At 71.2% G+C, this 26,089-nt stretch carries 29 protein-coding genes, 1 tRNA gene and 1 riboswitch; of the genes, 10 read left to right on the forward strand and 20 right to left on the reverse strand.

Translation table 11 applies throughout. The annotated features are described in order from the left end of the window. Window positions 1-9: 9 nt before the first annotated feature. The 3 genes from sugE to AFM16_RS15140 form a co-directional block, all read right to left on the reverse strand. Complete coding sequence (gene sugE, locus AFM16_RS15130; protein WP_030780191.1) at window positions 10-330, reverse strand: quaternary ammonium compound efflux SMR transporter SugE; 321 nt, start codon at window positions 328-330, stop codon at window positions 10-12. A 28-nt stretch (window positions 331-358) separates the two neighbouring features. Further along, window positions 359-430: riboswitch (guanidine-III (ykkC-III) riboswitch) on the reverse strand. Between the two features lie 93 nt (window positions 431-523). After that, entirely contained in the window at window positions 524-826 is a 303-nt protein-coding gene (locus tag AFM16_RS15135) for a GroES family chaperonin (RefSeq protein ID WP_179123375.1), read from the reverse strand. A 106-nt stretch (window positions 827-932) separates the two neighbouring features. Beyond that, on the reverse strand, window positions 933-1,262 hold the full coding sequence (locus tag AFM16_RS15140; RefSeq protein ID WP_030780195.1) for a DUF3618 domain-containing protein: 330 nt from the start codon (window positions 1,260-1,262) through the stop codon (window positions 933-935). A 112-nt stretch (window positions 1,263-1,374) separates the two neighbouring features. On the opposite strand from AFM16_RS15140, the gene bcp reads away from it, so the two are divergent. Further along, on the forward strand, window positions 1,375-1,842 hold the full coding sequence (gene bcp, locus AFM16_RS15145; protein WP_078633630.1) for a thioredoxin-dependent thiol peroxidase: 468 nt from the start codon (window positions 1,375-1,377) through the stop codon (window positions 1,840-1,842). 190 nt (window positions 1,843-2,032) lie between these two features. Further along, window positions 2,033-2,117: transfer RNA gene (locus AFM16_RS15150), tRNA-Leu, on the forward strand. A 50-nt stretch (window positions 2,118-2,167) separates the two neighbouring features. On the opposite strand, the gene rdgB is transcribed toward AFM16_RS15150, so the two are convergent. From rdgB to AFM16_RS15170, 4 genes are all read right to left on the reverse strand, one after another. Next, window positions 2,168-2,770 carry an RdgB/HAM1 family non-canonical purine NTP pyrophosphatase gene (gene rdgB / locus AFM16_RS15155; RefSeq protein ID WP_030780199.1) on the reverse strand — a complete coding sequence of 201 codons (603 nt, stop codon included), beginning with the start codon at window positions 2,768-2,770 and terminating at the stop codon, window positions 2,168-2,170. A gap of 48 nt (window positions 2,771-2,818) precedes the next feature. Then, window positions 2,819-3,232: a hypothetical protein gene (locus AFM16_RS15160; protein WP_030780202.1), complete on the reverse strand. Its 414-nt coding sequence runs from the start codon at window positions 3,230-3,232 to the stop codon at window positions 2,819-2,821. A 127-nt stretch (window positions 3,233-3,359) separates the two neighbouring features. Beyond that, window positions 3,360-4,097, reverse strand: coding sequence for a ribonuclease PH (rph, locus tag AFM16_RS15165; protein ID WP_030780205.1), 738 nt, complete (start codon window positions 4,095-4,097; stop codon window positions 3,360-3,362). Window positions 4,098-4,194: 97 nt separating this feature from the next. Continuing rightward, entirely contained in the window at window positions 4,195-4,428 is a 234-nt protein-coding gene (locus tag AFM16_RS15170; RefSeq protein ID WP_030780209.1) for a PTS sugar transporter subunit IIB, read from the reverse strand. Between the two features lie 185 nt (window positions 4,429-4,613). Between AFM16_RS15170 and AFM16_RS15175 the strand changes: the two genes are divergently transcribed. Beyond that, window positions 4,614-5,906 carry a PTS transporter subunit EIIC gene (locus AFM16_RS15175; protein WP_030780212.1) on the forward strand — a complete coding sequence of 431 codons (1,293 nt, stop codon included), beginning with the start codon at window positions 4,614-4,616 and terminating at the stop codon, window positions 5,904-5,906. 217 nt (window positions 5,907-6,123) lie between these two features. Next, window positions 6,124-7,377, forward strand: a complete 1,254-nt coding sequence (locus AFM16_RS15180; protein WP_030780215.1) for a PTS transporter subunit EIIC — start codon at window positions 6,124-6,126, stop codon at window positions 7,375-7,377. Window positions 7,378-7,446: 69 nt separating this feature from the next. Here the strand turns inward: AFM16_RS15180 and AFM16_RS15185 are convergent, their stop codons facing one another. Beyond that, window positions 7,447-8,199: an MBL fold metallo-hydrolase gene (locus AFM16_RS15185; RefSeq protein WP_030780218.1), complete on the reverse strand. Its 753-nt coding sequence runs from the start codon at window positions 8,197-8,199 to the stop codon at window positions 7,447-7,449. A gap of 235 nt (window positions 8,200-8,434) precedes the next feature. On the opposite strand from AFM16_RS15185, the gene AFM16_RS15190 reads away from it, so the two are divergent. Further along, window positions 8,435-8,908 carry a type II toxin-antitoxin system PemK/MazF family toxin gene (locus AFM16_RS15190; RefSeq protein ID WP_030780221.1) on the forward strand — a complete coding sequence of 158 codons (474 nt, stop codon included), beginning with the start codon at window positions 8,435-8,437 and terminating at the stop codon, window positions 8,906-8,908. A gap of 34 nt (window positions 8,909-8,942) precedes the next feature. Here the strand turns inward: AFM16_RS15190 and AFM16_RS15195 are convergent, their stop codons facing one another. The 7 genes from AFM16_RS15195 to clpS all read right to left on the reverse strand — a co-directional run bounded on the left by AFM16_RS15195 (window position 8,943) and on the right by clpS (window position 13,719). Next, on the reverse strand, window positions 8,943-9,893 hold the full coding sequence (locus AFM16_RS15195; RefSeq protein WP_078633631.1) for a PLP-dependent cysteine synthase family protein: 951 nt from the start codon (window positions 9,891-9,893) through the stop codon (window positions 8,943-8,945). Between the two features lie 15 nt (window positions 9,894-9,908). Then, window positions 9,909-10,187 carry a MoaD/ThiS family protein gene (locus AFM16_RS15200; RefSeq protein WP_057574449.1) on the reverse strand — a complete coding sequence of 93 codons (279 nt, stop codon included), beginning with the start codon at window positions 10,185-10,187 and terminating at the stop codon, window positions 9,909-9,911. A gap of 91 nt (window positions 10,188-10,278) precedes the next feature. Next, on the reverse strand, window positions 10,279-10,374 hold the full coding sequence (locus tag AFM16_RS40645; RefSeq protein WP_323181625.1) for a putative leader peptide: 96 nt from the start codon (window positions 10,372-10,374) through the stop codon (window positions 10,279-10,281). A gap of 103 nt (window positions 10,375-10,477) precedes the next feature. Beyond that, window positions 10,478-10,900 carry a M67 family metallopeptidase gene (locus AFM16_RS15205; RefSeq protein WP_030780230.1) on the reverse strand — a complete coding sequence of 141 codons (423 nt, stop codon included), beginning with the start codon at window positions 10,898-10,900 and terminating at the stop codon, window positions 10,478-10,480. A 78-nt stretch (window positions 10,901-10,978) separates the two neighbouring features. Next, entirely contained in the window at window positions 10,979-12,427 is a 1,449-nt protein-coding gene (locus AFM16_RS15210) for an amino acid permease (RefSeq protein WP_030780232.1), read from the reverse strand. 354 nt (window positions 12,428-12,781) lie between these two features. Beyond that, window positions 12,782-13,390 carry a DUF2017 domain-containing protein gene (locus tag AFM16_RS15215; protein ID WP_030780235.1) on the reverse strand — a complete coding sequence of 203 codons (609 nt, stop codon included), beginning with the start codon at window positions 13,388-13,390 and terminating at the stop codon, window positions 12,782-12,784. Window positions 13,391-13,401: 11 nt separating this feature from the next. Beyond that, entirely contained in the window at window positions 13,402-13,719 is a 318-nt protein-coding gene (gene clpS, locus AFM16_RS15220) for an ATP-dependent Clp protease adapter ClpS (RefSeq protein ID WP_030780237.1), read from the reverse strand. Window positions 13,720-13,775: 56 nt separating this feature from the next. Between clpS and AFM16_RS15225 the strand changes: the two genes are divergently transcribed. Together AFM16_RS15225 and AFM16_RS15230 are read left to right on the forward strand one after the other, a co-directional pair. Beyond that, the gene (locus AFM16_RS15225) at window positions 13,776-15,116 is read left to right on the forward strand and encodes a nicotinate phosphoribosyltransferase (RefSeq protein ID WP_030780249.1); all 1,341 of its coding nucleotides are present in this window, start codon (window positions 13,776-13,778) and stop codon (window positions 15,114-15,116) included. A 778-nt stretch (window positions 15,117-15,894) separates the two neighbouring features. Beyond that, window positions 15,895-16,479: a nicotinamidase gene (locus tag AFM16_RS15230; RefSeq protein WP_030780261.1), complete on the forward strand. Its 585-nt coding sequence runs from the start codon at window positions 15,895-15,897 to the stop codon at window positions 16,477-16,479. A gap of 22 nt (window positions 16,480-16,501) precedes the next feature. Here the strand turns inward: AFM16_RS15230 and AFM16_RS15235 are convergent, their stop codons facing one another. Further along, a complete protein-coding gene (locus tag AFM16_RS15235) occupies window positions 16,502-16,834 on the reverse strand; it encodes a hypothetical protein (RefSeq protein ID WP_030780264.1) in 333 nt (110 codons plus the stop codon). 145 nt (window positions 16,835-16,979) lie between these two features. Beyond that, window positions 16,980-19,331 (reverse strand): immune inhibitor A domain-containing protein, encoded by a 2,352-nt coding sequence (locus tag AFM16_RS15240; RefSeq protein WP_078633632.1) that lies wholly within the window; start codon window positions 19,329-19,331, stop codon window positions 16,980-16,982. 353 nt (window positions 19,332-19,684) lie between these two features. Here AFM16_RS15240 and AFM16_RS15245 point away from each other — a divergent pair, with 353 nt between their 5' ends. Beyond that, a complete protein-coding gene (locus AFM16_RS15245) occupies window positions 19,685-19,957 on the forward strand; it encodes a hypothetical protein (protein WP_078633633.1) in 273 nt (90 codons plus the stop codon). 45 nt (window positions 19,958-20,002) lie between these two features. On the opposite strand, the gene AFM16_RS15250 is transcribed toward AFM16_RS15245, so the two are convergent. Then, window positions 20,003-20,665 carry an RDD family protein gene (locus AFM16_RS15250; protein WP_030780273.1) on the reverse strand — a complete coding sequence of 221 codons (663 nt, stop codon included), beginning with the start codon at window positions 20,663-20,665 and terminating at the stop codon, window positions 20,003-20,005. A gap of 449 nt (window positions 20,666-21,114) precedes the next feature. Next, on the reverse strand, window positions 21,115-22,374 hold the full coding sequence (locus AFM16_RS15255; protein WP_078633634.1) for an RDD family protein: 1,260 nt from the start codon (window positions 22,372-22,374) through the stop codon (window positions 21,115-21,117). A 238-nt stretch (window positions 22,375-22,612) separates the two neighbouring features. On the opposite strand from AFM16_RS15255, the gene AFM16_RS15265 reads away from it, so the two are divergent. Continuing rightward, window positions 22,613-23,089 (forward strand): SsgA family sporulation/cell division regulator, encoded by a 477-nt coding sequence (locus AFM16_RS15265; protein ID WP_030780277.1) that lies wholly within the window; start codon window positions 22,613-22,615, stop codon window positions 23,087-23,089. Window positions 23,090-23,158: 69 nt separating this feature from the next. Here the strand turns inward: AFM16_RS15265 and AFM16_RS15270 are convergent, their stop codons facing one another. Next, the gene (locus tag AFM16_RS15270; RefSeq protein WP_030780279.1) at window positions 23,159-24,565 is read right to left on the reverse strand and encodes an FAD-binding oxidoreductase; all 1,407 of its coding nucleotides are present in this window, start codon (window positions 24,563-24,565) and stop codon (window positions 23,159-23,161) included. Between the two features lie 92 nt (window positions 24,566-24,657). Between AFM16_RS15270 and AFM16_RS15275 the strand changes: the two genes are divergently transcribed. Beyond that, window positions 24,658-26,079 (forward strand): tetratricopeptide repeat protein, encoded by a 1,422-nt coding sequence (locus AFM16_RS15275; RefSeq protein ID WP_078633636.1) that lies wholly within the window; start codon window positions 24,658-24,660, stop codon window positions 26,077-26,079. Window positions 26,080-26,089: the final 10 nt, after the last annotated feature.

Below are 26,089 nucleotides of genomic sequence, written 5' to 3' on the forward strand. Positions count from 1 at the left end.
CGGGGCGGCTCAGTGGCCGCCGGTCGCCTTGAGACCGATCACGGCGACCAGCAGCAGGGCCACGAAGAAGATCCGCGCGGCGGTGGCCGGCTCACCCAGCACCACCATCCCGACCACCGCCGCCCCGGCCGCGCCGATCCCCACCCACACGCCGTAGGCCGTGCCGATGGGCAGCGAGCGCGTCGCGTACGACAGCAGCAGCATGCTCGCGACGATGCCGGCACCGGTGAACAGGCTGGGCACGAGCCGGGTGAAGCCGTCGGTGTACTTCATACCGACGGACCAGCCGACCTCCAGCAGACCGGCGACGACGAGCAGAACCCAGGCCATGGGGCACCTCCGGGACGGTTCGGAACGGGGTGCGTCGTCTTTACGTCTCTCACCCGGTACGGCGCGTCTCGTCGGGCTGGCTCCACTCCTCAACCTAGCAAAGAAAAGCCGTAGGGGCTGGTGACCATGGTCACCAGCCCCTACGGGCGTCCAGAACCGTCGATCCACAGGTTCTTTCGGGTTCTTGCAGGTTCTACAGATACAGCCCGGTGGTGTCCTCCGAGCCCTCGAAGCGGTCCGCGGCCACCGCGTGCAGATCGCGCTCCCGCATCAGCACGTAGGCCACGCCCCGCACCTCCACCTCGGCCCGGTCCTCCGGGTCGTACAGCACCCGGTCGCCCGGCTCGACGGTCCGCACGTTCTGACCGACCGCGACGACCTCCGCCCAGGCCAGCCGACGGCCCACGGCCGCCGTCGCCGGGATCAGGATGCCGCCGCCGGAACGCCGCTCGCCCTCACTGGCGTCCTGCCGCACCAGCACCCGGTCGTGCAGCATCCGGATGGGCAGCTTGTCGTGCTGGGGGCCGTTCTGCTCGCTTCTCTTACCGCTCACGCCTCGAACCTACCTGCCTTCGCCGTCCACGGACGCGCCGGGCCGCCGCTCAGGACCTGCGGCGCCGGGCACCCAGCGCGAGCAGTCCCACGACGCCGACGACGGCGAGCGCGACCGGCACGATCCGCTCCAGCCGGGGCGCGCCGTCCTCGTCCACGAACTTCGACCGTACGTCGGTGACGGCACGGTTGACCTGCACATAGGCGCGGCCGATCGTGTGGTCGACGTTGGCGACGACCTTGGCCTTGGCGTCCCCGACGATGGTCTTCGGGTGCACCCGCACCCCGATCTCGTCCAGCGTCTCGGCCAGGGCCGTCCGGCGGGCCCTGATGTCCGCCTCGATCTGCGCCGGGGTTCTGGTGTCCGACGTGTCCGCCACGGTGGGGCCTCCGAAGTGAGCCGGTGCTTGTCTGCTGTCGGTTGTCTGTCCCGGACAGTCTGTCAGCTCTGCCCGCGATCGCACTGTCAGGACCCCCGGTTACGCTGGAGCGATGAGCGAGCGACTCCAGCCCGGGGACGTGGCCCCCGCCTTCACCCTCCCCGACGCCGACGGCAACGAGGTGTCCCTGTCGGACCACAAGGGCCGCAAGGTCATCGTCTACTTCTACCCCGCGGCCCTCACCCCGGGCTGCACCAAGCAGGCCTGCGACTTCACCGACAACCTCGACCTCCTGGCCGGCGCCGGGTACGACGTCATCGGCATCTCGCCGGACGCCCCCGAGAAGCTGGCCAAGTTCCGCGAGAAGGAGTCCCTCAAGGTCACCCTCCTCGCCGACCCCGACAAGAGCGTCCTCGACGCGTACGCCGCGTTCGGCGAGAAGAAGAACTACGGCAAGACCTACCAGGGCGTCATCCGCTCCACGATCATCGTCGACGAGCAGGGCAAGGTCGAACACGCCCTCTACAACGTCCGAGCCACCGGCCACGTGGCCAAGCTCATCAAGGACCTCTCCATCTGACCGCCCCTCCCCCTCCGAACGGCCCGCGCCCGGCACACACCGACGCGGGCCGCTCCCGTTCCCGGAGTGCCCCAACTGGCAAGCGCCGGCGCAGACGTGGTGTCACCGGAAGTGAAGGGTTCCACTCGCCCGGTGAGGCGACGGGCCCGTACACTGAGGGCCGCCGGTCGAGCGCGATGACCGTTTTTGAGCGGCCGTGATGGAATTTGGCAGTCATGCTGGGTTTAGGTCCCAGTGGGTTAACACCCGTGTGGGTTCGAGTCCCACCGGCCGCACGCACGACACGGAAGGGCCGCCCCTCGGGGCGGCCCTTCCCCGTGCCGGCTCAGCTCAGCAGCTCCCGGATGACCGGGACCAGGCCGCGGAAGGCCTTGCCTCGGTGGCTGATGGCGTTTTTTTCTGGGGGGGTCAGTTCGGCGCAGGTGCGGGTGTCGCCGTCGGGCTGGAGGATCGGGTCGTAGCCGAAGCCGTTGGTGCCCGTGGGGGTGTGGCGGAGGGTGCCGCGGAGTCGGCCCTCCACGACGCGTTCCGTGCCGTCCGGGAGGGCGAGGGCGGCCGCGCAGGCGAAGTGGGCGGCGCGGTGTTCCTCGGCGATGTCGGAGAGTTGGGCGAGGAGCAGGTCGAGGTTGGCCCGGTCGTCGCCGTGGGTGCCGGACCAGCGGGCGGAGAAGATGCCGGGGGCGCCGCCCAGGACGTCGACGCACAGGCCCGAGTCGTCGGCGACGGCCGGCAGGCCCGTGGCGCGGGCGAGGGCGTGGGCCTTGAGGAGCGCGTTCTCGGCGAAGGTGACGCCGGTTTCCTTGACGTCGGGGATCTCCGGGTAGGCGTCCGCGCCGACGAGGTCGTGGGGCAGACCTGCGTCGGCGAGGATCGACCTGAGTTCGGTGATCTTTCCGGCGTTGCGGGTGGCGAGGATCAGGCGGGTCATGGGGTTCAGTATCCCGCCCGGTCCCCGTGCCCCCGGCGCCCGTGTCCGTTACGGCGTGCAGACCTTCGTCAGTTCGCCCGCCGCGTCCGTGATCGGGCTGAGGTCGGGGGTGTTGTCGCCGTTCTGCACGGCCGTGCGGACGTTCGCGACGGCGTCCCCGAGGTCCTCGACCGCCTTGTTGACGTCGGCGTTGTCGGTCTTGGCGCCTATCTCGTCGAGGTTCTGGTCGATGGAGTTGAGGGACTCCTCGAGCTGGGTGGGGTCGTTCGAGGCGTTCTCGACGGCCTGTTGGAGGTCGGTGACGCTGTCGGCGATGGCGTCGGCGGTCTGGACGCAGTCCAGCGCCTTGCTGACGGCGTCGCAGCCGGTCACCGTGAGCCCGAGCGTGAGCGCGACGGCCGTGGCGGCGACCGCGGCGGTACGGCCGCCCCGGCGTCGGACCCGGCTCCCGAACTTGGCCATGGCTGTGTTCCTCCCTCTGTCAGGCCCCCAGGGAGGCCCCCCGTCGGCGTGCTGCCCTGCGTACTGGCCAAGACGCCGGGGCGCGCGCCGGGGTTGCCCCCGCGCGGCACCCTTCTTTGTGCGCTCTTTACTTTCCGAGGACGGTATCAAGCGCGGCCCGCTGGAGGGAGGCCAGTTCGGTGCATCCGGAGACGGCGAGGTCGAGCAGGGAGTTGAGTTCGTCGCGGGCGAAGGGCTCGGCCTCGGCGGTGCCCTGGACCTCGACGAAGCGGCCGTCGCCGGTGCAGACGACGTTCATGTCGGTGTCGGCCTTGACGTCCTCCTCGTAGCAGAGGTCGAGGAGGGGGATCCCGCCGACGATGCCGACGGAGACGGCGGAGACGGTGCCGGTGAGGGGCTGGCGGCCGGCCCTGATGAGCTTGCGGCCCTGGGCCCAGGTGATGGCGTCGGCGAGGGCGACGTAGGCGCCGGTGATGGCGGCGGTGCGGGTGCCGCCGTCGGCCTGGAGGACGTCGCAGTCCAGGACGATGGTGTTCTCGCCGAGCGCCTTGTAGTCGATGACGGCGCGCAGGGAGCGGCCGATCAGCCGGGAGATCTCGTGGGTGCGGCCGCCGATCTTGCCGCGGACGGACTCGCGGTCGCCGCGGGTGTTGGTGGCGCGGGGCAGCATGGAGTACTCGGCGGTGACCCAGCCTTCGCCGCTGCCCTTGCGCCAGCGCGGGACGCCCTCGGTGACGGAGGCGGTGCAGAAGACCTTGGTGTCGCCGAAGGAGACGAGGACGGAGCCTTCGGCGTGCTTGCTCCAGCCGCGTTCGATGGTGACGGGGCGGAGCTGTTCGGGGGTGCGGCCGTCGATGCGTGACATGGCGTCGAGCCTAGTCGTAACGGCGGAAGGGGCCCTCCCCCGGTGGGAAGCGGCCCCTTCCGGTGAGCCCTCGGGGCTCACACCGGCTCGTGCCGGCTCACATCATGTCTTCGATCTCCGCGGCGATGGGGTCCGCGTCGGTGCCGATGACGACCTGGACGGCGGTGCCCATCCGGACGACGCCGTGGGCGCCCGCGGCCTTGAGGGCGGCTTCGTCGACCAGGTCGGGGTTGGAGACCTCGGTGCGCAGGCGCGTGATGCAGCCCTCGATCTCTTCGATGTTGTCGAGTCCGCCGAGCCCGGCGACGATCTTCTCAGCCTTGCTGGCCATGTTCGGTCTCCCTGAATTCCCTGGTGCGAACCGCTTTGTCGCAGTAACCCACAGTTGGCCCATCTTCGCGAGCGGTCCTGTCGTGCGTACCGAAGGATGGCGACACGACGGCGGAACCGTCCGCGACTGGTCTACACCACCGGGCGGACGGTCGCCAAGCCAGCTTCCCCCGCGGAAGGATGCGGATGAGTGCCGACAGTGCGGTGAGTCCCGGCCGGGCCCGCTGGAACGCCCTGTTCCAGGGGTTGCAGAAGATGGGCCGCAGTCTTCAGCTCCCGATCGCGGTACTGCCCGCGGCCGGCATCCTGAACCGGCTGGGGCAGCCGGACGTGTTCGGGGACGACGGTCTGGGCTGGACGGACATCTCGAAGGTGATGGCCGGCGCGGGCGGCGCGCTGCTCAACTCGGAGCTGGGCCTGCCGATGCTGTTCTGCGTGGGCGTGGCCATCGGCATGGCGAAGAAGGCGGACGGCTCGACGGCGCTGGCGGCGGTGGCCGGATTCCTCGTCTACTACACGGTGTTGCGGCAGTTCCCGGAGGACTGCCCCTCGGGGTCGGAGGCGATCCCGAACATCGGCTGCATGGCGACGGTCGACCAGACGGTGGTGGCGTTCACCTATCAGAACCCCGGGGTGTTCGGCGGCATCGTGATGGGTCTGCTGTCGGCGTTCTTCTGGCAGCGCTACCACCGCACCAAGCTGGTGGACTGGCTGGGCTTCTTCAACGGGCGGCGGCTGGTGCCGATCATCATGTCGTTCGTGGCGATCGGCTTCGCGGCGCTGTGTCTGTGGGTGTGGCCGCCGATCGGTGACGGCTTGGAGAGCTTCAGCGACTGGCTGAGCGATCTGGGCGCCTGGGGTGCGGGCATCTTCGGTGTGGCGAACCGGGCGTTGCTGGTGATCGGTCTGCACCAGTTCCTGAACGTGCCCATCTGGTTCCAGTTCGGCAGCTACACCAAGCCGGACGGCACGGTGGTGCACGGTGACATCAACATGTTCCTGGCGGGCGACCCGGACGCGGGACAGTTCACCTCGGGCTTCTTCCCGATCATGATGTTCGCCCTGCCGGCGGCGGCGCTGGCGATCACCCACTGCGCGCGTGCGAACCGGCGCAAGGAGGTCGGCGGGCTGATGCTGTCGGTGGCGCTGACGTCGTTCGTCACCGGGATCACGGAGCCGATCGAGTACTCGTTCCTGTTCGTGGCGCCGCTGCTGTACGCGGTGCACGCGGTGCTGACGGGTGTGTCCATGGCGGTGACCTGGGGGCTCGGGGTGCACGACGGGTTCAGCTTCTCGGCCGGTCTGATCGACTACGTCATCAACTGGAACCTGGCGACGAAGCCGTGGGCGATCATTCCGATCGGGCTGTGCTTCGCGGCGGTGTACTACGTCATCTTCCGTTTCGCGATCACCCGGTTCGATCTGAAGACGCCGGGGCGGGAGCCGGAGGAGGAGCACGAGGACGTCACCAAGGCCTGACGCCGTACGGCTTCGAAGGCCCCCGGAGCGTGCTTCCGGGGGCCTTCGGCGTGCCCGGGCATTCCGGGCGAACGTCCAAGATCCGGTCCAAGATCGGGCACGGAGTGTAGCGCTCCGGTTGCAGATCTGACGGGTTCCTTATATCGCCTTCACCGTGCTAGAACATGGTCTACACCACTCAGGGATTGGTGTAGACCAGCACCGATGGAGGAAGTCTATGAGCACCGCCACAGCGCCACCGGCGGCCCCTGCGAAGAAGTGGGGATCCGGCCTTTTCCAGGGCCTCCAGAAGGTCGGCCGCAGCCTCCAGCTACCCATCGCCGTGCTGCCCGCGGCGGGCCTGCTTCTGCGTCTCGGCCAGCCCGACGTGTTCGGCAAGGACGGTCTGGGCTGGGGCAAGGTCGCGGACGTGTTCGCCACCGCCGGCGACGCGGTCTTCGCCAACCTGCCGCTGCTGTTCTGTGTCGGCATCGCGATCGGCTTCGCCAAGAAGGCCGACGGCTCGACGGCGCTGGCCGCCCTGGTCGGGTTCCTGGTCTACAAGAACGTGCTGACCGCGTTCCCGATCAGCGAGGCGAAGGTCACCGAGGGCGCGGACGTCGCCGCCACCTACAACGACCCCAAGGTGCTCGGCGGCATCGTCATGGGTCTGATAGCCGCCGTCACCTGGCAGCGCTTCCACCGCACCAAGCTCCCCGACTGGCTGGGCTTCTTCAACGGCCGCCGTCTGGTGCCGATCCTGATGGCCTTCATCGGCACCGCCGTCGGCGTCTTCTTCGGCCTGGTGTGGGAGCCGATCGGTGACGTCATCACCAACTTCGGCGAGTGGATGACCGGCCTCGGCGCCGTCGGCGCGGGCATCTTCGGCGCCATCAACCGCGCGCTGCTCCCGGTCGGCATGCACCAGTTCGTCAACACGGTGGCCTGGCAGGAGATCGGCTCCTTCAAGGACGCCTCCGGTGCGACGTGGCACGGCGACCTGCCGCGCTTCTTCCACGGCGACCCGACCGCCGGCCAGTTCATGACCGGCTTCTTCCCGATCATGATGTTCGCGCTGCCGGCCGCCGCCCTGGCGATCACGCACGCGGCCCGTCCCGAGCGCCGCAAGGCCGTCGGCGGCATGATGATCTCCCTCGCGCTGACCTCGTTCGTCACCGGCATCACCGAGCCGATCGAGTTCGCGTTCATGTTCATCGCCCCGGCGCTGTACGTCATCCACGCCCTGCTCACGGCGCTCTCGATGGCCGTCACCTGGGCGCTGGGCGTGCACCACGGCTTCAGCTTCTCGGCCGGCGCGATCGACTACTTCCTCAACTGGAACCTCGCCACCAAGCCCTGGCTGATCATCCCGATCGGTCTGGTCTTCGCGGCGATCTACTACTCGGTCTTCCGCTTCGCGATCACCAAGTGGAACATCCCCACCCCGGGCCGTGAGCCCGAGGAGGAGGTCGAGGACCTCACCAAGGCGTGAGCCCTCGCGTGCCTCCCCGCACGCACGACGAAGGCCCCCGGAGTGATCCGGGGGCCTTTCTCGTGCCGGTCAGATCTCGTACGTCACCCTCGGCCTCGCCAGTTCCACCGGGCCCGCGTAGGCCGCGCGGGCGTCGGTGAGGTTTACCTCGGGGTCGGTCCACGGGGGGATGTGGGTGAGGACCAGGCGGCGGGCGCCGGCCCGGGTCGCCGTCTCGCCCGCCTCGCGGCCGTTGAGGTGCAGGTCGGGGATGTTCTCCTTGCCGTGCGTGAAGGCGGCCTCGCACAGGAACAGGTCGGTGTCGCGGGCGAGTTCCTCCAGCGCGGGGCTGAGACCGGTGTCACCGGAGTAGGTGAGCGAGCGGCCGCCGTGTTCGACGCGGATGCCGTACGCCTCCACCGGGTGCGCGACGCGTTCGGTGTGGACCGTGAACGGGCCGACGTCGAAGGTGGAGGGTTTGACCGTGTGGAAGTCGAAGACCTCGCTCATGGAGGAGGCCGAGGGGGTGTCGGCGTAGGCGGTGGTCAGCCGGTGCTCCGTGCCCTCGGGTCCGTAGACCGGGATCGGGGCGCAGCGGCCGCCGTCGTGCCGGTAGTAGCGCGCCACGAAGTACGCGCACATGTCGATGCAGTGGTCGGCGTGCAGATGACTCAGGAAGATCGCGTCGAGGTCGTAGAGACCGCAGTGGCGCTGCAACTCGCCCAGGGCGCCGTTGCCCATGTCGAGAAGCAACCTGAAGCCGTCGGCCTCGACGAGGTAGCTCGAGCAGGCCGATTCCGCGGACGGGAACGACCCCGAGCAGCCGACGACGGTGAGCTTCATAAAGCAGAAACCTCCGCTGGCGGGAAATCGAGAGTTGGGGGGCGACGGGGGTCGTGCGGTTCGTCGAGCGTAAGGCGCGAAACGCCGGGTCGCTCCTCCGCCAAGGGCTGTTGTGGGCGAACTCACCTGTGCTGTCACCGGTTCGGCTGGAACCGGGGCGCGGCGTGGAACGTGAGGGCGCGCGTGGTCAGAAGAAGGCGCGCGTCGCCGTGCGCGCGCCGGTAACGTCGTCCTCATGGACACGTCCTGGTGGCTGGCGCTCGCGGCGGTGGTACTGCTGGCGTTCGTCGCCGCGCTCGTGGACGGCTGGGGGCGCGGTCGTCGTCCGGCGGGGCGCAGGTCCCGGCCGCCGGGGCGGGCACCCGGCCGGCCGAGGGGCAGGGCGCGGGGTGCGGTGGGGCGGCCGCAGCCGGCGGAGATCTGGTGGGCGGACGTGCCGTTCGAGGACGGGCCGGGGGCCAAGGACCGGCCGTGTCTGGTGCTCGGGGTGCGGGGCGACCGGGCGACGGTCGCGAAGATCACCAGCAAGTACCGCGACGAGCGGGCCGGGGTGATCCCGCTGCCGCCGGGTGCCGTCGGTGACGCGCAGGGGCGGCCGAGTTTCCTGGAGACCGACGAGCTGCGGCAGGTTCCGCTGGGCGGATTCCGGCGCCGGGTCGGGGTGGTGGACCCGGTCCTGTGGGACCAGGTCCGTCACCTCGCGACGTAGACCGGCGCAGCCAGGCGTGGTTCCGCGCGGGTGCTCAGGCCCAGAGCTGGCCCTGGAGGGTCGCGATGGCGTCCTCCGTGGTGGGGGCCGTGTAGACGCCGGTCGACAGGTACTTCCAGCCGCCGTCGGCGACCACGAACACGATGTCGGCGCTCTCGCCGGCCTGGACGGCCTTGCGGCCGACGCCGATCGCGGCGTGCAGGGCGGCGCCGGTGGAAACCCCGGCGAAGATGCCCTCCTGCTGGAGCAGCTCACGGGTGCGGGTGACCGCGTCCGCCGAGCCGACCGAGAAGCGGGTGGTGAGGACGGAGGCGTCGTACAGCTCGGGGACGAAGCCCTCGTCGAGGTTGCGCAGGCCGTAGACCAGGTCGTCGTAGCGCGGCTCGGCGGCGACGATCTTGACGTCCGGCTTGTGTTCGCGCAGGTAGCGGCCGACGCCCATGAGGGTGCCGGTGGTGCCGAGGCCGGCCACGAAGTGGGTGACGGACGGCAGGTCGGCGAGGATCTCCGGGCCGGTGGTGGCGTAGTGCGCGCCGGCGTTGTCCGGGTTGCCGTACTGGTAGAGCATCACCCAGTCGGGGTGCTCGGCGGCGAGTTCCTTGGCGACGCGCACGGCGGTGTTGGAGCCGCCGGCGGCCGGGGAGGAGATGATCTCGGCGCCCCACATGGCGAGCAGGTCCCGGCGTTCCTGCGAGGTGTTCTCGGGCATCACGCAGACGATGCGGTAGCCCTTGAGCTTGGCGGCCATGGCGAGGGAGATGCCGGTGTTGCCGCTCGTCGGTTCGAGGATGGTGCAGCCGGGGGTGAGCCGGCCGTCCTTCTCCGCCTGCTCGACCATGTGCAGGGCGGGGCGGTCCTTGACCGAGCCGGTGGGGTTGCGGTCCTCCAGCTTCGCCCAGATACGGACGTCGGGGGACGGCGAGATCCGCGGCAGGCGCACCAGGGGGGTGTTGCCCACCGCGGCCAGCGGGGAGTCGTAACGCATCGTCGGTCAGCGGGCCTAGGCCATGCCGCCGGCGACGGCCGGCAGGATCGTCACGGTGTCGCCGTCGGTCAGCTTGGTGTCGATGCCGTCGACGAAACGGACGTCCTCGTCGTTGAGGTAGACGTTGACGAAGCGGCGCAGCTTGCCGTCGTCCACGATCCGGGCGTGGATGCCCGCATGTCGGGTCTCGAGGTCGGTGAACAGATCGGCGAGGGTCTCACCGCTGCCCTCCACCGCCTTCTGACCGTCGGTGTACTGGCGGAGGATGGTGGGGATGCGGACCTCGATGGCCATGGTTGCGGACTCCTGTCGGGTGGGTCGGGTCTGTGGATGCGCGGCGGCGGCACACGCGCCGCGGCTCACGGCCGTACGGCGGCAGGGAACGTCAACAGATGGCGCTGTTCAGCCTGCACAGGTCGACGTGCAGCCGCGCCACGAGCACGGTGCCCGGCGCCTTCTCGCTCACGTCGTTCAGAACCATGGGCTCATCGTATCGATTCCCGGCCCGGGTCCCGAGATGTGATCTCGCATGCTGGATGAATACCGCCCGGGGAGCGAGATCGGCACGACATCGGCACCCGAGATCAGTAGGAGTCCACGACCTTGACCTCCTCCTCGGTGACCTCCCCCGCCACGATCCGGAACGAACGGAACTGGAAGTCGCCGCCGCCGTCGGTGTCGGCGGTCGAGACGAGGACGTAGTGGGCGCCGGGCTCGTTGGCGTAGGAGATGTCGGTGCGGGAGGGGTACGCCTCGGTGGCGGTGTGGGAGTGGTAGACGATCACCGGTTCCTCGTCCCGGTCGTCCATGTCCCGGTAGAGCCGGAGCAGGTCGCCTGAGTCGAACTCGTAGAACGTCGGCGACATGGCCGCGTTCAGCATCGGGATGAACCGCACGGGCCGGTCCGACCCCACCGGCCCCGCGACGACGCCGCACGCCTCGTCGGGATGGTCCTTGCGGGCGTGGGCGACGATCTGGTCGACGAGCTCCTGGGTGATGGTCAGCATGCTGGCCAGGATAAGCAGAGGGACCGCCCCGTACCGAGGCGCGGTACGGGGCGGTCCACATGGCAGACACCCGGAGGGTCAGCCGACCTTCTCCAGCTCCGGGTCCCGGCCCGTCGGGGCCGCAGGAGTCCGGTTCTTCAGGATCGTCCAGCCGGCGGCGAGGGCCGCGGCCCAGCCCGCCATGACGTACAGGCAGACGCGGGAGTCAGGGTCGTAGGCGATCAGGCAGGTGACGAAGAGGAGGAAGGCGATGGCGATCCAACTGCACACCGCGCCGCCGGGGGCCGGGAAGGAGGAGGCGGGGAGGCGGCCCGCGACGACCGCGCGGCGGTAGAGGACGTGGCTGATCAGGATCATCAGCCAGGTCCAGATGCCGGCCGCGGTGGCGACGGAGGTGACGTAGCCGAACGCCTTGTCCGGGACGATGTAGTTGAGGACGACGCCGATGCCCATGAAGAGGACCGAGATCGTGATGCCGAAGGCGGGCGTCTTCGTGGCGGAGAGCTTCTTGAAGGCCGCCGGGGCCTCGCCGCTGTCGGCGAGGTTGCGCAGCATCCGGCCCGTGGAGTACATGCCGGAGTTGCAGGAGGACAGGGCGGCGGTGAGGACCACGAAGTTGACGATGGCCGCGCCGGCCGGGATGCCGATCTTGGCGAAGGCGGCGACGAACGGGCTCACGCCGGGCGCGAACTCGGTCCACTTGACCACGCAGAGGATGACGGTGAGCGCGCCGACGTAGAACAGCGCGATCCGCCACGGAAGCGTGTTGATGGCCTTCGGGAGGGTCTTCTCGGGGTCCTCGGACTCACCGGCGGTGACGCCGACCAGCTCGACGGCGAGGTAGGCGAACATGACGCCCTGGAGCGTCATCAGGGACGAGCCGACGCCCTTGGGGAAGAAGCCGTCGAAGGCCCACAGGTTGGAGACGGCGGCGGTGTCGCCGGCCGCGCTGAAGCCGAAGGTCAGAACGCCGAGGCCGATCACGATCATGCCGATGAGCGCGGTGACCTTGACCATCGAGAACCAGAACTCCAGCTCTCCGAAGACCTTCACCGAGATCAGGTTGACCCCGAAGAGGATCACCAGGAAGACCAGGGCGGTCACCCACTGGGGGATGCCGGGGAACCAGTAGTGGACGTAGATGGCGGCGGCGGTCAGCTCGGCCATGCCGGTGACCACCCACATCAGCCAGTACGTCCAGCCGGTGAAGTAGCCGAAGAACGGGCCGAGGAACTCGCGCGAGTACTCCGCGAAGGAACCCGAGACCGGGCGGTACAGGAGCAGCTCGCCGAGCGCCCGCATGATGAAGAAGACGATCGCGCCCGCGAGGGCGTACATCACGATGAGGCTGGGACCGGCCTTGGCGATGTTCGCCCCGGCTCCCAGGAAGAGGCCGACGCCGATGGCGCCGCCGATCGCGATCATCTGGACCTGGCGGCTGCCGAGGCCGCGCTCGTACCCCTCTTCGGACGTCTGCCCGGACGTCCCTCCGGACGTCTTCTCCGTGTCGACCTGAGCGGAGGTCATGTGGTGGTGCGCCTTTCTCCATGCCGACCCGGGCCTCTCGTCGGCCTCGGATCGGGTTTCGATCCCCCCGGATTGATGGAGCGATGCCTGGCCGGCGGTCACCGGCTCGGTGGCGCACCCGGCGGAACAGTGGGTGGTGTTCGCCGGGCGGTCGTGAAGATTTATCACGGCCGCAACAAGGCCCACGGGCACGACATGTGGCCCGGACCACAAGAAAAAGGGGACGAAGGAAGAACAAAGAGGACACTCCCGGCGATCACGGTGACGTGATCGTTATCCGGATTTGAGTGTCCTCTGAGCGAACGAAGTGCTAGGGCGGACGCCGCACGTACTACGGCACAAGGGCCATACGTACTACGGCATAAGGGTCGTCACGAGGGTCTCCTGGAGCCCTCCGAGCCACAGGTACGCCATCACCATCGGCTTGCGCGGATCGTCGTCCGGCAGCCGGTAGAGGACGTCGGTGTCGTCCTCGTCGCCGATGTCCAGCCGGGCGCCGATCGCGAGCCGCAGGTCGTTGAGCGCGCCGAGCCACTGCCGGGAGTCCTGCGGGGTCAGCTCCAGCACGGCGCCGCCGTCACCGCTCGCGTCCAGGGCGAGGGCGTCCAGCGAGCGGACCACCGCGAGGGCGTTCTCCCGCTTGCCGGCCCGCAGGTCGTTCTCGGTGTAGCGGCGGAACTCGGCCGAGTGCTCCTTCTGCTCGTCCGCCTCCTTCGGCCCCGGCGTGCCCTCGGGGTCGGTGTACGCGTCCGGGAAGAGCCGGCGCAGCACCGGGTCGGCGGGGGGCTCGGTCGGACCGTCGGCGAACAGCTCCGCGAGCGGGTCGTCCGGGGCGTCCTCGGCGGGGCCGGGCCCGATCAGCTCCAGGAGCTGCACGGCCAGCGAGCGGATGATGGAGATCTCGACGTCGTCGAGCGCGACGGCCGCGCCGCCGCCGGGGAGCGGTTCGAAGTGTCCAGGCATCAGTGAGGAGGCTACTTCCGGTCCTGCTGGAGGGTGGCCCACAGTCCGTAGCCGTGCATGGCCTGGACGTCGCGTTCCATCTCCTCGCGGCTTCCGCTGGAGACGACCGCGCGGCCCTTGTGGTGGACGTCGAGCATGAGCTTGGTGGCCTTGTCCTTGGAGTAGCCGAAGTACGTCTGGAAGACGTACGTCACGTAGCTCATCAGGTTGACCGGGTCGTTGTGGACGATCGTGACCCAGGGGACGTCCGGCTCGGGGACGGCGAAGACCTCCTCCGCCGATTCGGTCCGTTCGATCTCCAGGGGCGCGGGTGACGTCACACGGCCCATGCTGCCACGCCACGGGGAAATCGTCACACTGACGAAAATAGGTTACGATGCTTGCCATGAACACAGCGGACCTTGGGCTGCCGGTGGATGTTCCGTCTACGGCGCTCTTCACTGACCAGTACGAGCTGACCATGCTGCAGGCCGCGCTGAAGGCCGGCACGGCCGAGCGGCGCAGCGTGTTCGAGGTCTTCACCCGGCGGCTGCCGGAGGGACGGCGCTACGGCGTGCTCGCGGGCACCGGGCGGGTCCTGGACGCCGTGGAGAACTTCCGCTTCGACGCGGACGTCCTCGGCTTCCTGCGCGAGCGGGGGATCGTCGACGAGGAGACCCTCGACCGGCTCGCCGGATACCGCTTCTCGGGTGACATCTGGGGTTACCCCGAGGGCGAGGTCTACTTCCCCGGCTCCCCCGTCCTGCGGGTGGAGGGCTCCTTCGCCGAGTGCGTGCTGCTGGAGACCGTGATCCTGTCGATCCTCAACCACGACTCCGCGATCGCGGCCGCCGCCTCCCGGATGTCCTCGGCCGCCGGCGACCGGCCGCTGATCGAGATGGGCGCCCGCCGCACCCATGAGCTGGCCGCGGTCGCCGCCGCCCGCGCCGCCTACATCGGCGGTTTCACCACCACCTCCGACCTGGCGGCCGGCTTCCGCTACGGCATCCCCACCGTGGGCACCAGCGCCCACGCCTTCACCCTGCTGCACGACACCGAGCGGGACGCCTTCCGGGCCCAGGTGGACTCGCTGGGCGAGGGCACCACCCTGCTGGTGGACACCTACGACGTCGCCGAGGCCGTCCGTACGGCGGTGGAGGTGGCCGGGCCCGGGCTGGGCGCGGTCCGCATCGACTCCGGGGACCTGCTGCTCGTCGCGCACCGGGTGCGCCAGCAGCTCGACGCGCTGGGCGCGACGGAGACCCGGATCATCGTCACCTCCGACCTCGACGAGTACGCCATCGCCTCGCTGGCCGCGGCGCCCGTGGACGCGTACGGCGTCGGCACCCAGCTCGTGACCGGGTCCGGGCACCCGACCTGCTCGATGGTCTACAAGCTGGTCGCGCGCGCCGAGTCCGCCGACCCGAAGGCGCCGCTGGTGCCGGTGGCGAAGAAGTCGACCGGCGGGAAGACCTCCGTCGGCGGCCGCAAGTGGGCCGCGCGGCGGCGGGACGCGGACGGGGTCGCCGAGGCCGAGGTCGTCGGCACCGGTGCGGTGCCCGCCGCGCTCGCCGACGACCAGCTCCTGGTGGAACTGGTCAAGGGCGGCGAGGTCGTCGCCCGCGAGCCCCTGGACACGGTCCGCGACCGCCACCGGGTCGCTCGCGCGAACCTCCCCCTGTCCGCGACCCAACTCTCCCGAGGCGAACCGGTCCTCCCGACCGAGTACGTCCACGTACGGCCATGACGTCCGGCCTGATGCGAACGTCCCGCCGTCCGCCCGGCGGGGCGCGGCGGGCCGGGGACAGACTTCCGTGCGGGGCACACCCGGGCCCGCGCCCGGTACCGCCGACGGGCCCCTCCCGGCAGAGGGAGAGCGCGCCGAGCATCCCCGGACGGGCCCGCCTGCGAAGGCCGAGCCCGGTGCGAAGGTCCCGCCGTCTGCCCGGCGGGGCGCCGCGGGCCGGGGACAGACTTCCGTGCGGGGCGCACCCGGGCCCGCACCCGGTACCGCCGACGGGCCCCTCCCGGCAGAGGGAGAGCGCGCCGAGCATCCCCGGACGGGCCCGCCTGCGAAGGCCGAGCCCGGTGCGAAGGTCCCGCCGTCTGCCCGGCGGGGCGCCGCGGGCCGGGGACGGGCTCTCGTACAGGGCACACCCCGGCCCGCGCCCGGAACCGCCGACGAGCCCCGCTGGGCGGCGGCGGGAGAGCGTGCCGGGCGTCCCCGGACAGGCCCGACGGCGTCCGCGACGGGCCCCGGGACGGGCCCGCCTGCGAAGGCCGAGCCCGGCGCGAACGTCCTGCCGTCCGCCCGGCAGGGCGCCGCGGACCGGGGGCCGGCTCTCGTACGGGGCACACCCGGGCCCGCGCCCGGAACCGCCCACGGGCCCCTCCCGGCGGCGGGAGAGCGTGCCGGGCGTCCCCGGAAGTGCCCGTCTCTCGACACGGCCCTGGACGCCCCCTCCCGTACAGGCCGTGGACTCTCTAGGCTTGTTCACTTCAACCATCGTCGAAGGACACCGCCCATGCGCCGCGCCTTGATCGTCGTAGACGTGCAGAACGACTTCTGCGAGGGGGGCAGCCTCGCGGTGTCCGGCGGCGCCGACGTGGCCGCCGCGATCACCGAGCTGATCGGGCAGGCCCCCGCCGGATACCGGCACGTGGTGGCCACCCGGGACCACCACATCGCCCCCGGCGGACACTTCGCCGACAACCCGGACTTCGTCCACTCCTGGCCCGCGCACTGCGTCGCCGGCACCGAGGGCGTCGGCTTCCACCCGAACTTCGCGCCCGCGGTCGCCTCCGGCGCCGTCGACGCCGTCTTCGACAAGGGCGCCTACTCGGCCGCGTACAGCGGTTTCGAGGGCACCGACGAGAACGGCGTGGCGCTGGGCGACTGGCTGCGGGAGCGGGGGATCGACGAGGTGGACGTGGTCGGCATCGCCACCGACCACTGTGTGCGCGCCACCGCCCTGGACGCGGCCCGCGAGGGCTTCCGCACCCAGGTCCTGCTCGACCTCACGGCCGGGGTGGCCGAGGAGACCACCGAGCGGGCCCTGGAGGAGCTGCGCGAGGCGGGTGTCGCCCTGTCGGGCAAGCCGGTGGTCTGACCGCCGGCCCACGGCCGTGGGCCTACGCCGCCGCCGGGCGCAGGAGGGCGCGGATCGGGCGCCACAGCTCCGGGGCCGTGGGGGCGACCCGGAGGTCGGGGGCCGTGCGCCATATCAGGCCGTCCGGATGGTGCAGGACGGCGGTGATCTCGTCCGGGGTCGGCGGGGCCGCGTTGCCGCGGAGGTAGACGGCGCGCAGGCCGAGGTTGCGGAGCCTGGTCAGGGCCCGTGCCCGGTTGTGCGCGTGCACCAGCACCCGGACCCCGTGGGCGGGGTCGGCGGCGGTCGGGCGGGGCAGGTTCAGGGCCACCACCACCCGTCCGTCCGGCAGCTTGCAGAAGCCTCCTGTGGCCATGCGGTCACACCCCCGTGTTCGTCGGTGCCGGGGCCGGTGCCCAGGCCGATGTCAATAAGAGAGCCACAGGACGCACCTAAACACGACCGGCGGCAACCCGCCAAGGGGTTGCCGCCGATACGCTTCTGACCTGCGAAGTTACGGACTACTTCTTCGAAGGACCGACCTTCACCGTGATCGTCGAGCCGTCACGCGGCTCCTTGACGATCTTGATCGAGGTGTTGGTGTCAGTGACCCTGACACCCGCGAGCGGGGTCGCCGGGTCGTAGTAGCTCGACTTGCCGTCGTCGAAGACCGAGACACCCGGACGGGACTTGATCTTCACCGCGACGTCCGCCCGGTGCAGCGTGATCGCGTCCGTGCGGTAGGTGCTGAACGGCGAGTCGAAGCTCTGGATCCGGGCGTTCATCACCGTGCCGTCGGCCCACTTCAGCGGCGTCGGGTGCGAGTCCACCGGGAGGATCAGACCCTCACCCGGGTGCTGGCTGGTGTTGTCGTCCGCCTGGGAGGTGTCCCACTTCCAGATCAGCAGACCGTTCTGGTACGGGTAGTGCTCCACCCAGTCCGGACGGGTCGTCGAGAAGCCGAAGTTGTACGGGCCGACCTTGAGGGTCTTGTCGTACGACACGTACTGGCGGTTCTCGGCGATGTAGTACTGCGCGTAGTCGTCCGTGATGGACGCGCCGATGCGCGAGAAGCCCTTCGCCGTCCACGCGGCGTCAGCGGCCTCCGCGTTGTCGGAGAACAGCGTGGCGCCGTCCGCCGTCACGGTGATCTGGTCGGCCGCGAAGCCCTTCTGGGCCACGCCGCCGTCGGTGGCGTAACGGAAGCGCAGGCTGATCTGCTGGCCGGCGTAGGCGTCCAGCGGGAACGTCAGCTTCTGGTAGGCGTCCACCGTGCCGGTGAGGGCCGGCTTGCCGCTGCCGTCGCGCGGGATCGCGGTGCCGTCGGCGAGCGTGCCGTCGATCGGCGTGTAGCTGGCGCCGCCGTCCGTGGAGACCTCGGTGTAGAGGTAGTCGTAGTCGGTCTCGATGTCCCACCAGCCGTCCAGGGACAGGGACGCCGACGACTTGCCGGTCAGATCGACCGAGCGGGTCAGGGTGTTGCGCAGATCGTCACCGCTGCCGCTCCACCACTGCGTGGCACCCTGCGCCGGGGTGACCACCTCGGTGGTGACCTCCTTCTCCGGCAGCTCGACCACGAGGGCCTGGGCGTTCTTGGTGTTGTACTCCGCGACACCCAGCTTGTGGGTGGACTTGCGGCCCGCGCGGGCGACGTCGTAGTCCAGCCAGCCGAGCTGGAGCTTGTCCCAGGCGTTCATGTCGCCGGGCAGGTCGCCGATGGACTGCTTGCCGGTGCCCAGCCAGGAACCGGAGGACATCAGGGTCCAGAAGCCGGTGGAGTTCTCGCCGCCGCCGGAGGTGTCGTACTCGTCCGGCAGACCGAGGTCGTGGCCGTACTCGTGGGCGTAGACGCCGAGTCCGCCGTTCTCCGGCTGGATGGTGTAGTCGCCGACCCAGATGCCGGAGTTCCCGATCTGGGTGCCGCCGAGCTTGTTGGTGTCCGGGCCGGTGGCACCGGCGTCGGTGCCGAAGGCGTACCAGCGGTGCGCCCAGATGGCGTCCTCGCCCTGTGCGCCGCCGCCCGCGGACTCGTCCTCACCGGCGTGCACGATCTGGAAGTGGTCGATGTAGCCGTCGGGCTCGTTGAAGTCGCCGTCGCCGTCGAAGTCGTAGCGGTCCCACTGGTCGAACTCGGCCAGTTCCGCCTTGATCTCGGCGGGCGTGGCGCCCGCGGCCTCGCGCTCGGCGACCCAGGCGGTCACGCCGTCCTGGACCGCGTACCAGGCGCCGGTCGGGGCGTCGTTGGAGCCGTAACGGGCCTCGTTGTAGGGGACCTTGACCCAGTCGGTCACTTCGCCCTCGACCGAGTAGCGGCCCGAGGACTGCTTCTCGTAGTACTTCTTCAGCGACTCGGTCTTCTTGCCGGTGCCGAAGTAGAGGTCCTGGAAGTGCTTCTGGTCGTAGTCCGCCTGCCAGGCCGTGGAGTTGTCCTTCTTGCGGTCCGGCTTGGCTATCTGGTTGTGCAGCGGGCCGGGCGTGCCGCCGTAGCGGGGGTCGACCTGGTCGCCGAACTCGACGAGGATCGTGAAGATCTTGTCGGTCTTCTCCCGGCCCAGCTCGACGTACTTGCTGTCGCCCTTGCGGCTCTTGAGCTGGACGACCTTGGAGCCGTCCCGGTTCTTCACCGACGCGTTGCCGGATATCACCTGGCGGAGGGCCTCTTCGCGCTGGGCCTCCTGCCTCTTGCTGAGCGGGCCGTCGAAGTCGTGCTCCTTGGCCTTGGCCGGCTGCGGGTCGTGCCGGTCCACCGCTGCCGGCTGGCGCGAGCCGTTCTCTTCGGCCTGCGCCACGGCGAACGTGGAGAACGTCGCCGAGGCCGCCGCGAGGGCTACGACCGTCGCGGCGGTTCTGAACGTCCAGGTTCTCTGGGTCACTTGAAGCCTCCCCCACGCGCTCGGTCCGCGCGGAATGGAGGGATCCCTGTCAAGGATGGTCCGCGCGCTGTTATACGCGTGTAGTCAAGTGACGCCATTTGACTACTGGTTGGAAAGAAAAAACAGACCTTGACTTGGACAGGTCAACTGCATTATTGAGAGCCGCTGTTCGGATTGCGGACGTGTGACGGTTCCGTGAAGGGCGCGCGGATCGGTCCGGTTGGTGGACTCCATGACTCCGTGCGCCCCCTGTGCACCGGCACCGTGTGTTAGGTCACGCTTACCGTTCGTTCCGCTCGGGCATGCACGCCAATAGAGTCGAGATCTCCCCCGTATCCGAGGACACGATTGCCATGCCTCGTCCGACTGTCGCACAGCTCACGTACGGTTCCTGCACCGTCATCTTCTCGACGCTGGCCATGCTGCTGCTGTCGCAGACGAGTTCCGGCCCCGGGGTCGCGGTCATCGCCATCGCCGCACTCGGACTCGGCCTGCTCGTCGCGATGACGGTGCCGGTACCGCGGCCGTCGCCGGCGTCGGCGTCAGCGCCACCGGTCCGGCAGCAGGCGCAGCCCGAGCCGGTGCCGGTGCCCGTCGCCTCCGTCCGGGAGCCGACGGCTTCCTGACACCTGTCGGGGGCTCGTGCCGCAGCGCACGGGCCCCTTCCGGCGTCAACCGACCCCCACGACGACGGTCTTGGCGGCCTTGTCGTGCAGCCCCTGCTTGTAGGGCTTGTCGAAGAAGCTCCAGCCGCCGGCGATCGCCGTCCACACACAGGCGCAGCAGAAGGCGAACGGCACCCAGAGCACGAGGGCGCGGATCAGCGAGGTCTGCACGGAGGGCGTCGAGCCGTTGTCGAGGTTGGCCACGCGCATGCCGAACCACTTCTTGCCGAGCGTCTGTCCGTGCCGGGCCGTCAGGATCGTGTCGTACGCGACATAGAGGATCGCGGTGATCAGCTCCCGCCCGAAGGTCTTGCCGAACTCCAGCTCGTCGGCGTCGACGGTGTACTGATCCACCCGGAAGGCCCAGGCGAGCAGCGCGACGACGATGTACACGAGGATCATGTCGACGATCCGCGCCAACGTGCGCTTCCCGCTGTCGGCGAGCGGCGGCATCCCGGCCAACGGATCGGACGGATACCCCCCGTAGGGGTCACCGCCGTAGGCCCCGGGCCCACCCCCGCCGGAGTACGGCGGAGGCGGCTCCCCGTCGTACGGCCTGTCATAGGGCGAGCCCCCCTGCGAGGGCGGCGGCTGCTGCGGGGGCGGCTGCTTCCGGAACGGGTCGTCCTCCGGCGGCCCACCGGACCCGGAGGGCGGTTCGCTGGTCATGCCCCGAGTCGACCCCGATCCCCACCCGCCCGCATCCGGCGAGGGTCCGTACGGAGTACGGGGTCCCTCCGGGGGGGGCGACAGGTGCGGGCGTCTCCCGAGGGCCGTACCACCGACAACCCTCGGCACGGCCACGGGTCGCCCCCGAGGGGCGGGAGTTGGAGTCCTCCGGGAAGGACGGGGACACGGCCCCGGTGACTCGGGCGGGGACGGCCACGGGCGCCCCTCCGGGGGCGAGGGCGCGGACAGGCGTCGGGACGGGCCGGCCAGCTCGGTACGGGTACGGTCGCCCCCAAGGGCGAGCGTCAGCCCCCTCCGGGTGCCCCGGGACCGGCATGGGGCGAACGCCCCCGGGACCGTGCGCGAGACGGGCGCTTCAGTGCCCCAGGGGGAACCATGCGGGCCCCCTGGAAACCGCGCGGGCGTGCACCCCCAGGGGCCGTCTCAGGTCAGCCCGCGACGAACGTGTGCGCCGCCTTGTCGTGCCAGCACTGGCGCCAGGGGCGGTCGAAGAGGCACCAGAGGGTGCCCACGAGGCCGATGGCCAGGAGGCCGGGGATGCTGTAGACCAGCCAGCGGCGGAGGGCCGCGCCGAAGGTCGGGGGTTCGTGGGCCTCGATGTCGCGGACGTCGAGGCCGAACAGCTTCTTGCCCAGGGTGCGGCCCCAGCGGGCCGTGGGCAGGGCCTCGTAGAGGATGCCGACGATCAGGAGCACGCCGACGACGATGCCCAGGTACACGGACGTCGTGCCGTCGAGCAGCCAGACCGTGACGGTCCGTCCACTGAGCTTGGCCGCGTCGATCTTGTCGTTGACGTGCTCGAGGGCCTTCACACCGAGCGGTACGGCGGCGGCCGAGGTGACCGCCGCGAGGACCAGGGTGTCCACCAGCCGGGCCGCGAACCGCTTGCCGAGGGAGGCGGGACGGGCCGCGGCCTGGCGGCGGGCGGCGGCCTGGAAGATGTCGTCGACCGGCGGCTTCCACGGCGCGACCGGTTCGTCGCCGCCCGCGAGCCGGTGCACCTGCTGGGCCCAGGACGACTGCCCGCCGCCCAGCCCCTGGCTCATCGGCGCGGGACCGGAGGACTGCGGGGGGACGGTCGGCGCCTGCCCCGCCGCGGGCGGGAAGCCCTCGGCACCGCCGGCCTGCACGGCCGCGGCACGGTCGGCCGCCGCCTTCCCGGCCCCGAAGCCGGGCTTCGCGGGAGCGGAAGCGGAAACGGGAGCAGGGGCGGGTGCCTGTGCGGCGGCGGAGGAGGAGGACGGCGTCGGTTCCGGGGGGCGCGGAGCGAAGGACGGGCCGCCGGTGCCGGGCGGCTCGGGAGCGCCCCCCGCTGGGGACTCGCCCGGCTCCGCCGTCCCGAGTCCCGGGTCCGCGCCCTGCGGGGCGGCGCCCCAGGACACCCGGCGGTCCTGGTCGCCGCCGAAGCCCGACTGGCGGGCGCGGTCGGCGCCCCACGCGGACGCGGGCTCGGACCGGCCGTCGTTCTGCTGTGCCGGGCTCGGGTCCTCGTCGAAGAAGTGCGGGCCGGTCTCCTCGACGGAGGCCGCCGGAGGCGTGAGCGGTTCGCCGGCCGAGGGGGCCGGCCGGCTGGTGCCGGGCACCCAGGCGGAGCCGTTCCAGTACCGGACGTATCCGGGGATGGACGGGTCCGGGTAGAACCCTTCGCGGGGCCGGTCGTCGCCGGGGGCCGGGGTTGGGGCGCTCATGTCCGTCGTCCCGTATCTGTCGGAGGTGGCCAGGGGGCTCCACATCTATCAGACCGGCGCAACCCCCACCCCCACTCCCGCCGTACCGGCCCCTTTCCGGGCAACCCCGTGCACGCCCTTCACACGTTCGGAACCGTCCGCCGCGCCCCGCGGAAAAAACTTCTCCGAACCCGCGTAATGCTCCGCGTCGTTCTCGCTCTCTCCGTCCGTACACATCCGTACCGAGAGGAGAACGACCATGCACCACACCGTGGTGGAGCGCGAACTGGAACTCAGGCTCGTCCTGTCGCCGGAGCGCAGCATCCCCGTCCCGGCCCGGCTGAGCTACCGCAGCGACGACCCGTTCGCCGTCCACATCGTCTTCCACATCGACTCCGAGCACCCCGTGCACTGGACGTTCGCCCGCGAGCTGCTGGTCGAGGGGGTGTTCCGGCCGTGCGGGCACGGGGACGTACGGGTGTGGCCGACGAAGGTGGAGGGCCGCAGCGTGGTGCTGATCGCGCTCAGCTCGCCCGACGGCGACGCCCTCCTGGAGGCGCCCGCCGCCCAGGTCTCGGCCTGGCTGGAGCGCACGCTGCGGGTGGTGCCCCCGGGGACCGAGGGCGAGCAGCTCGGCATCGACGACGGTCTGGCCGAACTGCTCGCCCCCACCCCCGCGGACGACGCCTGGCTGCGCGATCCCTGGCCGACGGACGAGTCGGCGGAGGGGGAATGACATGCGCCACCGCGGGCCCGAGGAGAGCAGCCCGTCCGGCTCCGGGCACGACAGCCCACCCGGTTCCGGTCAGAACAGCTTGCCCGGATTGAGGATGCCCAGCGGGTCGAAGACCTGCTTGATGCCCCGCTGCATCTCCACCCCCACCGGGCCGATCTCACGCGCCAGCCACTCCTTCTTCAGCACCCCGACCCCGTGCTCGCCGGTGATCGTGCCGCCGAGTTCCAGACCGAGCGCCATGATCTCGTCGAAGGACGCGCGGGCGCGCCGGGACTCGTCGGGGTCCTGCGCGTCGAAGCACACGGTGGGGTGGGTGTTGCCGTCACCCGCGTGGGCGACGACGCCGATGGTCAGCCGGTGCCGCTCGGCGATCCGCTCCACGCCCTCGATCATGTCGCCGAGCCGCGAGCGCGGCACGCACACGTCGTCGATCATCGTCGTGCCCGTGACGGCCTCCAGGGCGACGAGCGACGACCGCCGCGCCTGGAGCAGCAGTTCGGACTCGGCGGCGTCCTCGGCGGGAACCACCTGGGTGGCACCGGCCGCCTCGCACAGCGCGCCGACCGCGGCGAGGTCGGCGGCCGGGTCCGGGGTGTCGAAGGCGGCGAGCAGCAGCGCCTCGGTGGACTCCGGCAGGCCCATGCGGGTGAGGTCGTTGACGGCCTTGACGGTCGTACGGTCCATGAGTTCGAGGAGCGAGGGCACATGCCCGCCGGCCATGATCCGGCAGACGGCGTCGCAGGCGGCGGCCGCCGACGCGAACTCCGCGGCCAGCACGAGCTGTCGGGGCGGGCGCGGCCGGAGCGCCAGGACGGCCCGTACGACGATACCGAGCGAGCCCTCGGAGCCGACGAACAGCCGGGTCAGGTCGTACCCGGCGACGCCCTTCGCGGTGCGGCGGCCGGTGGTCATCAGCCGGCCGTCGGCCAGCACCACGTCGAGGCCGAGGACGTACTCGGCCGTCACCCCGTACTTCACACAGCACAGCCCGCCCGAGGCGGTGCCGATGTTGCCGCCGATGGTGCACGTCTCCCAACTGGAGGGATCCGGCGGGTAATAGAGGCCGTGTTCGCCGACCGCGCGGGACAGCGTGGCGTTGACGACGCCCGGTTCGACGACGGCGATCCGCTCCACCGGGTCGATCTCCAGGATGCGGTCCATCCGCGTCAGGGAGAGGACGACACAGCCGTCGGAGGCGTTGGCTCCGCCGGACAGGCCGGTGCGCGCCCCCTGGGGGACGACGGGGACGCGCAGCTCGGTCGCGGTGCGCATGACGTGCCGGACCTGGTCGACCGTGCGGGGCAGCACCACGACGGCCGGGGTGCCCGCCGGACAGAAGCCGGCCATGTCGTGGGCGTACGAGACCGTGACGTCGGGGTCGGTGAGGACGGCCTCGGCGGGCAGGCCGGCGAGCAGACGGTCGACGAGGCTGCCCGTGACGTGGTCGTGCGGCGCTTCGATACGGCTCATGATCACAGCCTGACACCCGGGGCCATCGGTGTGAACCCCGGCCGCGGGAGCCGTCACCTGCCCGGGTGCGGCCGTCGCGGCGACGCAGAGTGAGCGCCATGGAGAACGAAGCGGGCACCGCCCCGGACGTGGCACCCCGACAGCCCTCCTGGTACCGCCGGCCGCGGTTCGTCGGCCCGCTGGCGGGGTGCGTGGTGCTGGGCGGCGTGCTGCTGCTGTGGCCGTTCGGCGGGTCCGGCGGGGGCGGGGCGGCCGCCCCGGCGCCGGGGGCGCGGGCGCACGCGGCGGTGCGCACCGGGGTGACGGCGGCGCTGCCGGATCTGGCGGCGCTGATCGAGGAGCGCGAGGGCCGGGTGCGGGAGCATCCGCGGGACGCCCGCTCCTGGGCGGTGCTCGGCACGGCCTACGTCGAGCAGGGCCGGCGCACCGCCGACGCGACCCGGTTCCCGAAGGCGGAGCGGGCGCTGCGCACGTCGCTGTCGGTGGCGCCGCGCGGCAACGCCGAGGCGCTGGGCGGGCTGGCGGCGCTGGCCAACGCGCGCCAGGACTTCCGGGCGGCGAAGACCTGGGCGGAGCGGGCGCGGGCGGCGGCGCCGGGGCGCTGGACGACGTATCCGCAGCTCATCGATGCCTGCACCGGGCTCGGCGACTACAAGGGGGCGCAGGCGGCGCTGGACCGGATGCTGCGGCTGGGGTCCGGTCCGGCGGTGCTGGCGCGGGCGGCGGACGTGTACTGGGAGCGGGGGCGGCCGGAGGACGCGCAGGCCGCGCTGTCGGACGCGGCGGCGGGCGCCGGCTCCCCCGCCGAGGAGGCGGCGTGGCGGGAGCGGGCCGGGCGGCTGGCGTTCGAGCGCGGGGAGCGTGAGGAGGCGCTGCGCTCCTTCGAGGAGGCGGTGCGGCTGGACCCGGACCAGCGGGCCGCGCTCGCCGGGCAGGGGCGGGCGCTGGCGGCGCTGGGCCGGACGGAGGAGGCGCTGAGCGCGTACCGGGCGGCGCTCGACGGGCAGCCGCTGCCGCAGTACGCGCTGGAGCTGGGCGAGCTGTACGAGGCGCGGGGGCTGGCGGGGCCCGCCGCCGAGCAGTACGGCCTGCTGCGCGAGCGGGTGCGCGAGGACACGGCGGGCGGTGTCGACGGGGCGCTGGTGCTGGGCCGCTTCGAGGCCGACCACGGCGATCCCGCGGCCGCGGTACGGCGGCTGCGGGTGGAGTGGCGGCGGCAGCCGGGGACCGCCGTCGCGGACGCGCTGGGCTGGGCGCTGCACCGGACGGGCGCGCACGAGGAGGCGCTGCGGTTCGCCGCGATCGCCACCGACCGGGTGCACGGCGGGGCGGTGCGCAGCGCCCCGTACGTCTACCACCGGGGGATGATCGAGCGGGCGCTGGGGAAGTCCGCGCCCGCCCGACGTCATCTGGCGGAGGCCCTGCGGCTCAACCCGTACTTCTCCCCGCTGCACGCCCCGGTGGCGCGGGCGGCGCTGGCGGGACTGGGAGAGGTGCCGGACGTCGAGCCGCCCGAGTGACCGGCGACGA

The organism is Streptomyces antibioticus (assembly GCF_002019855.1).
Classification (GTDB): Bacteria; Actinomycetota; Actinomycetes; order Streptomycetales; family Streptomycetaceae; genus Streptomyces; species Streptomyces antibioticus_B.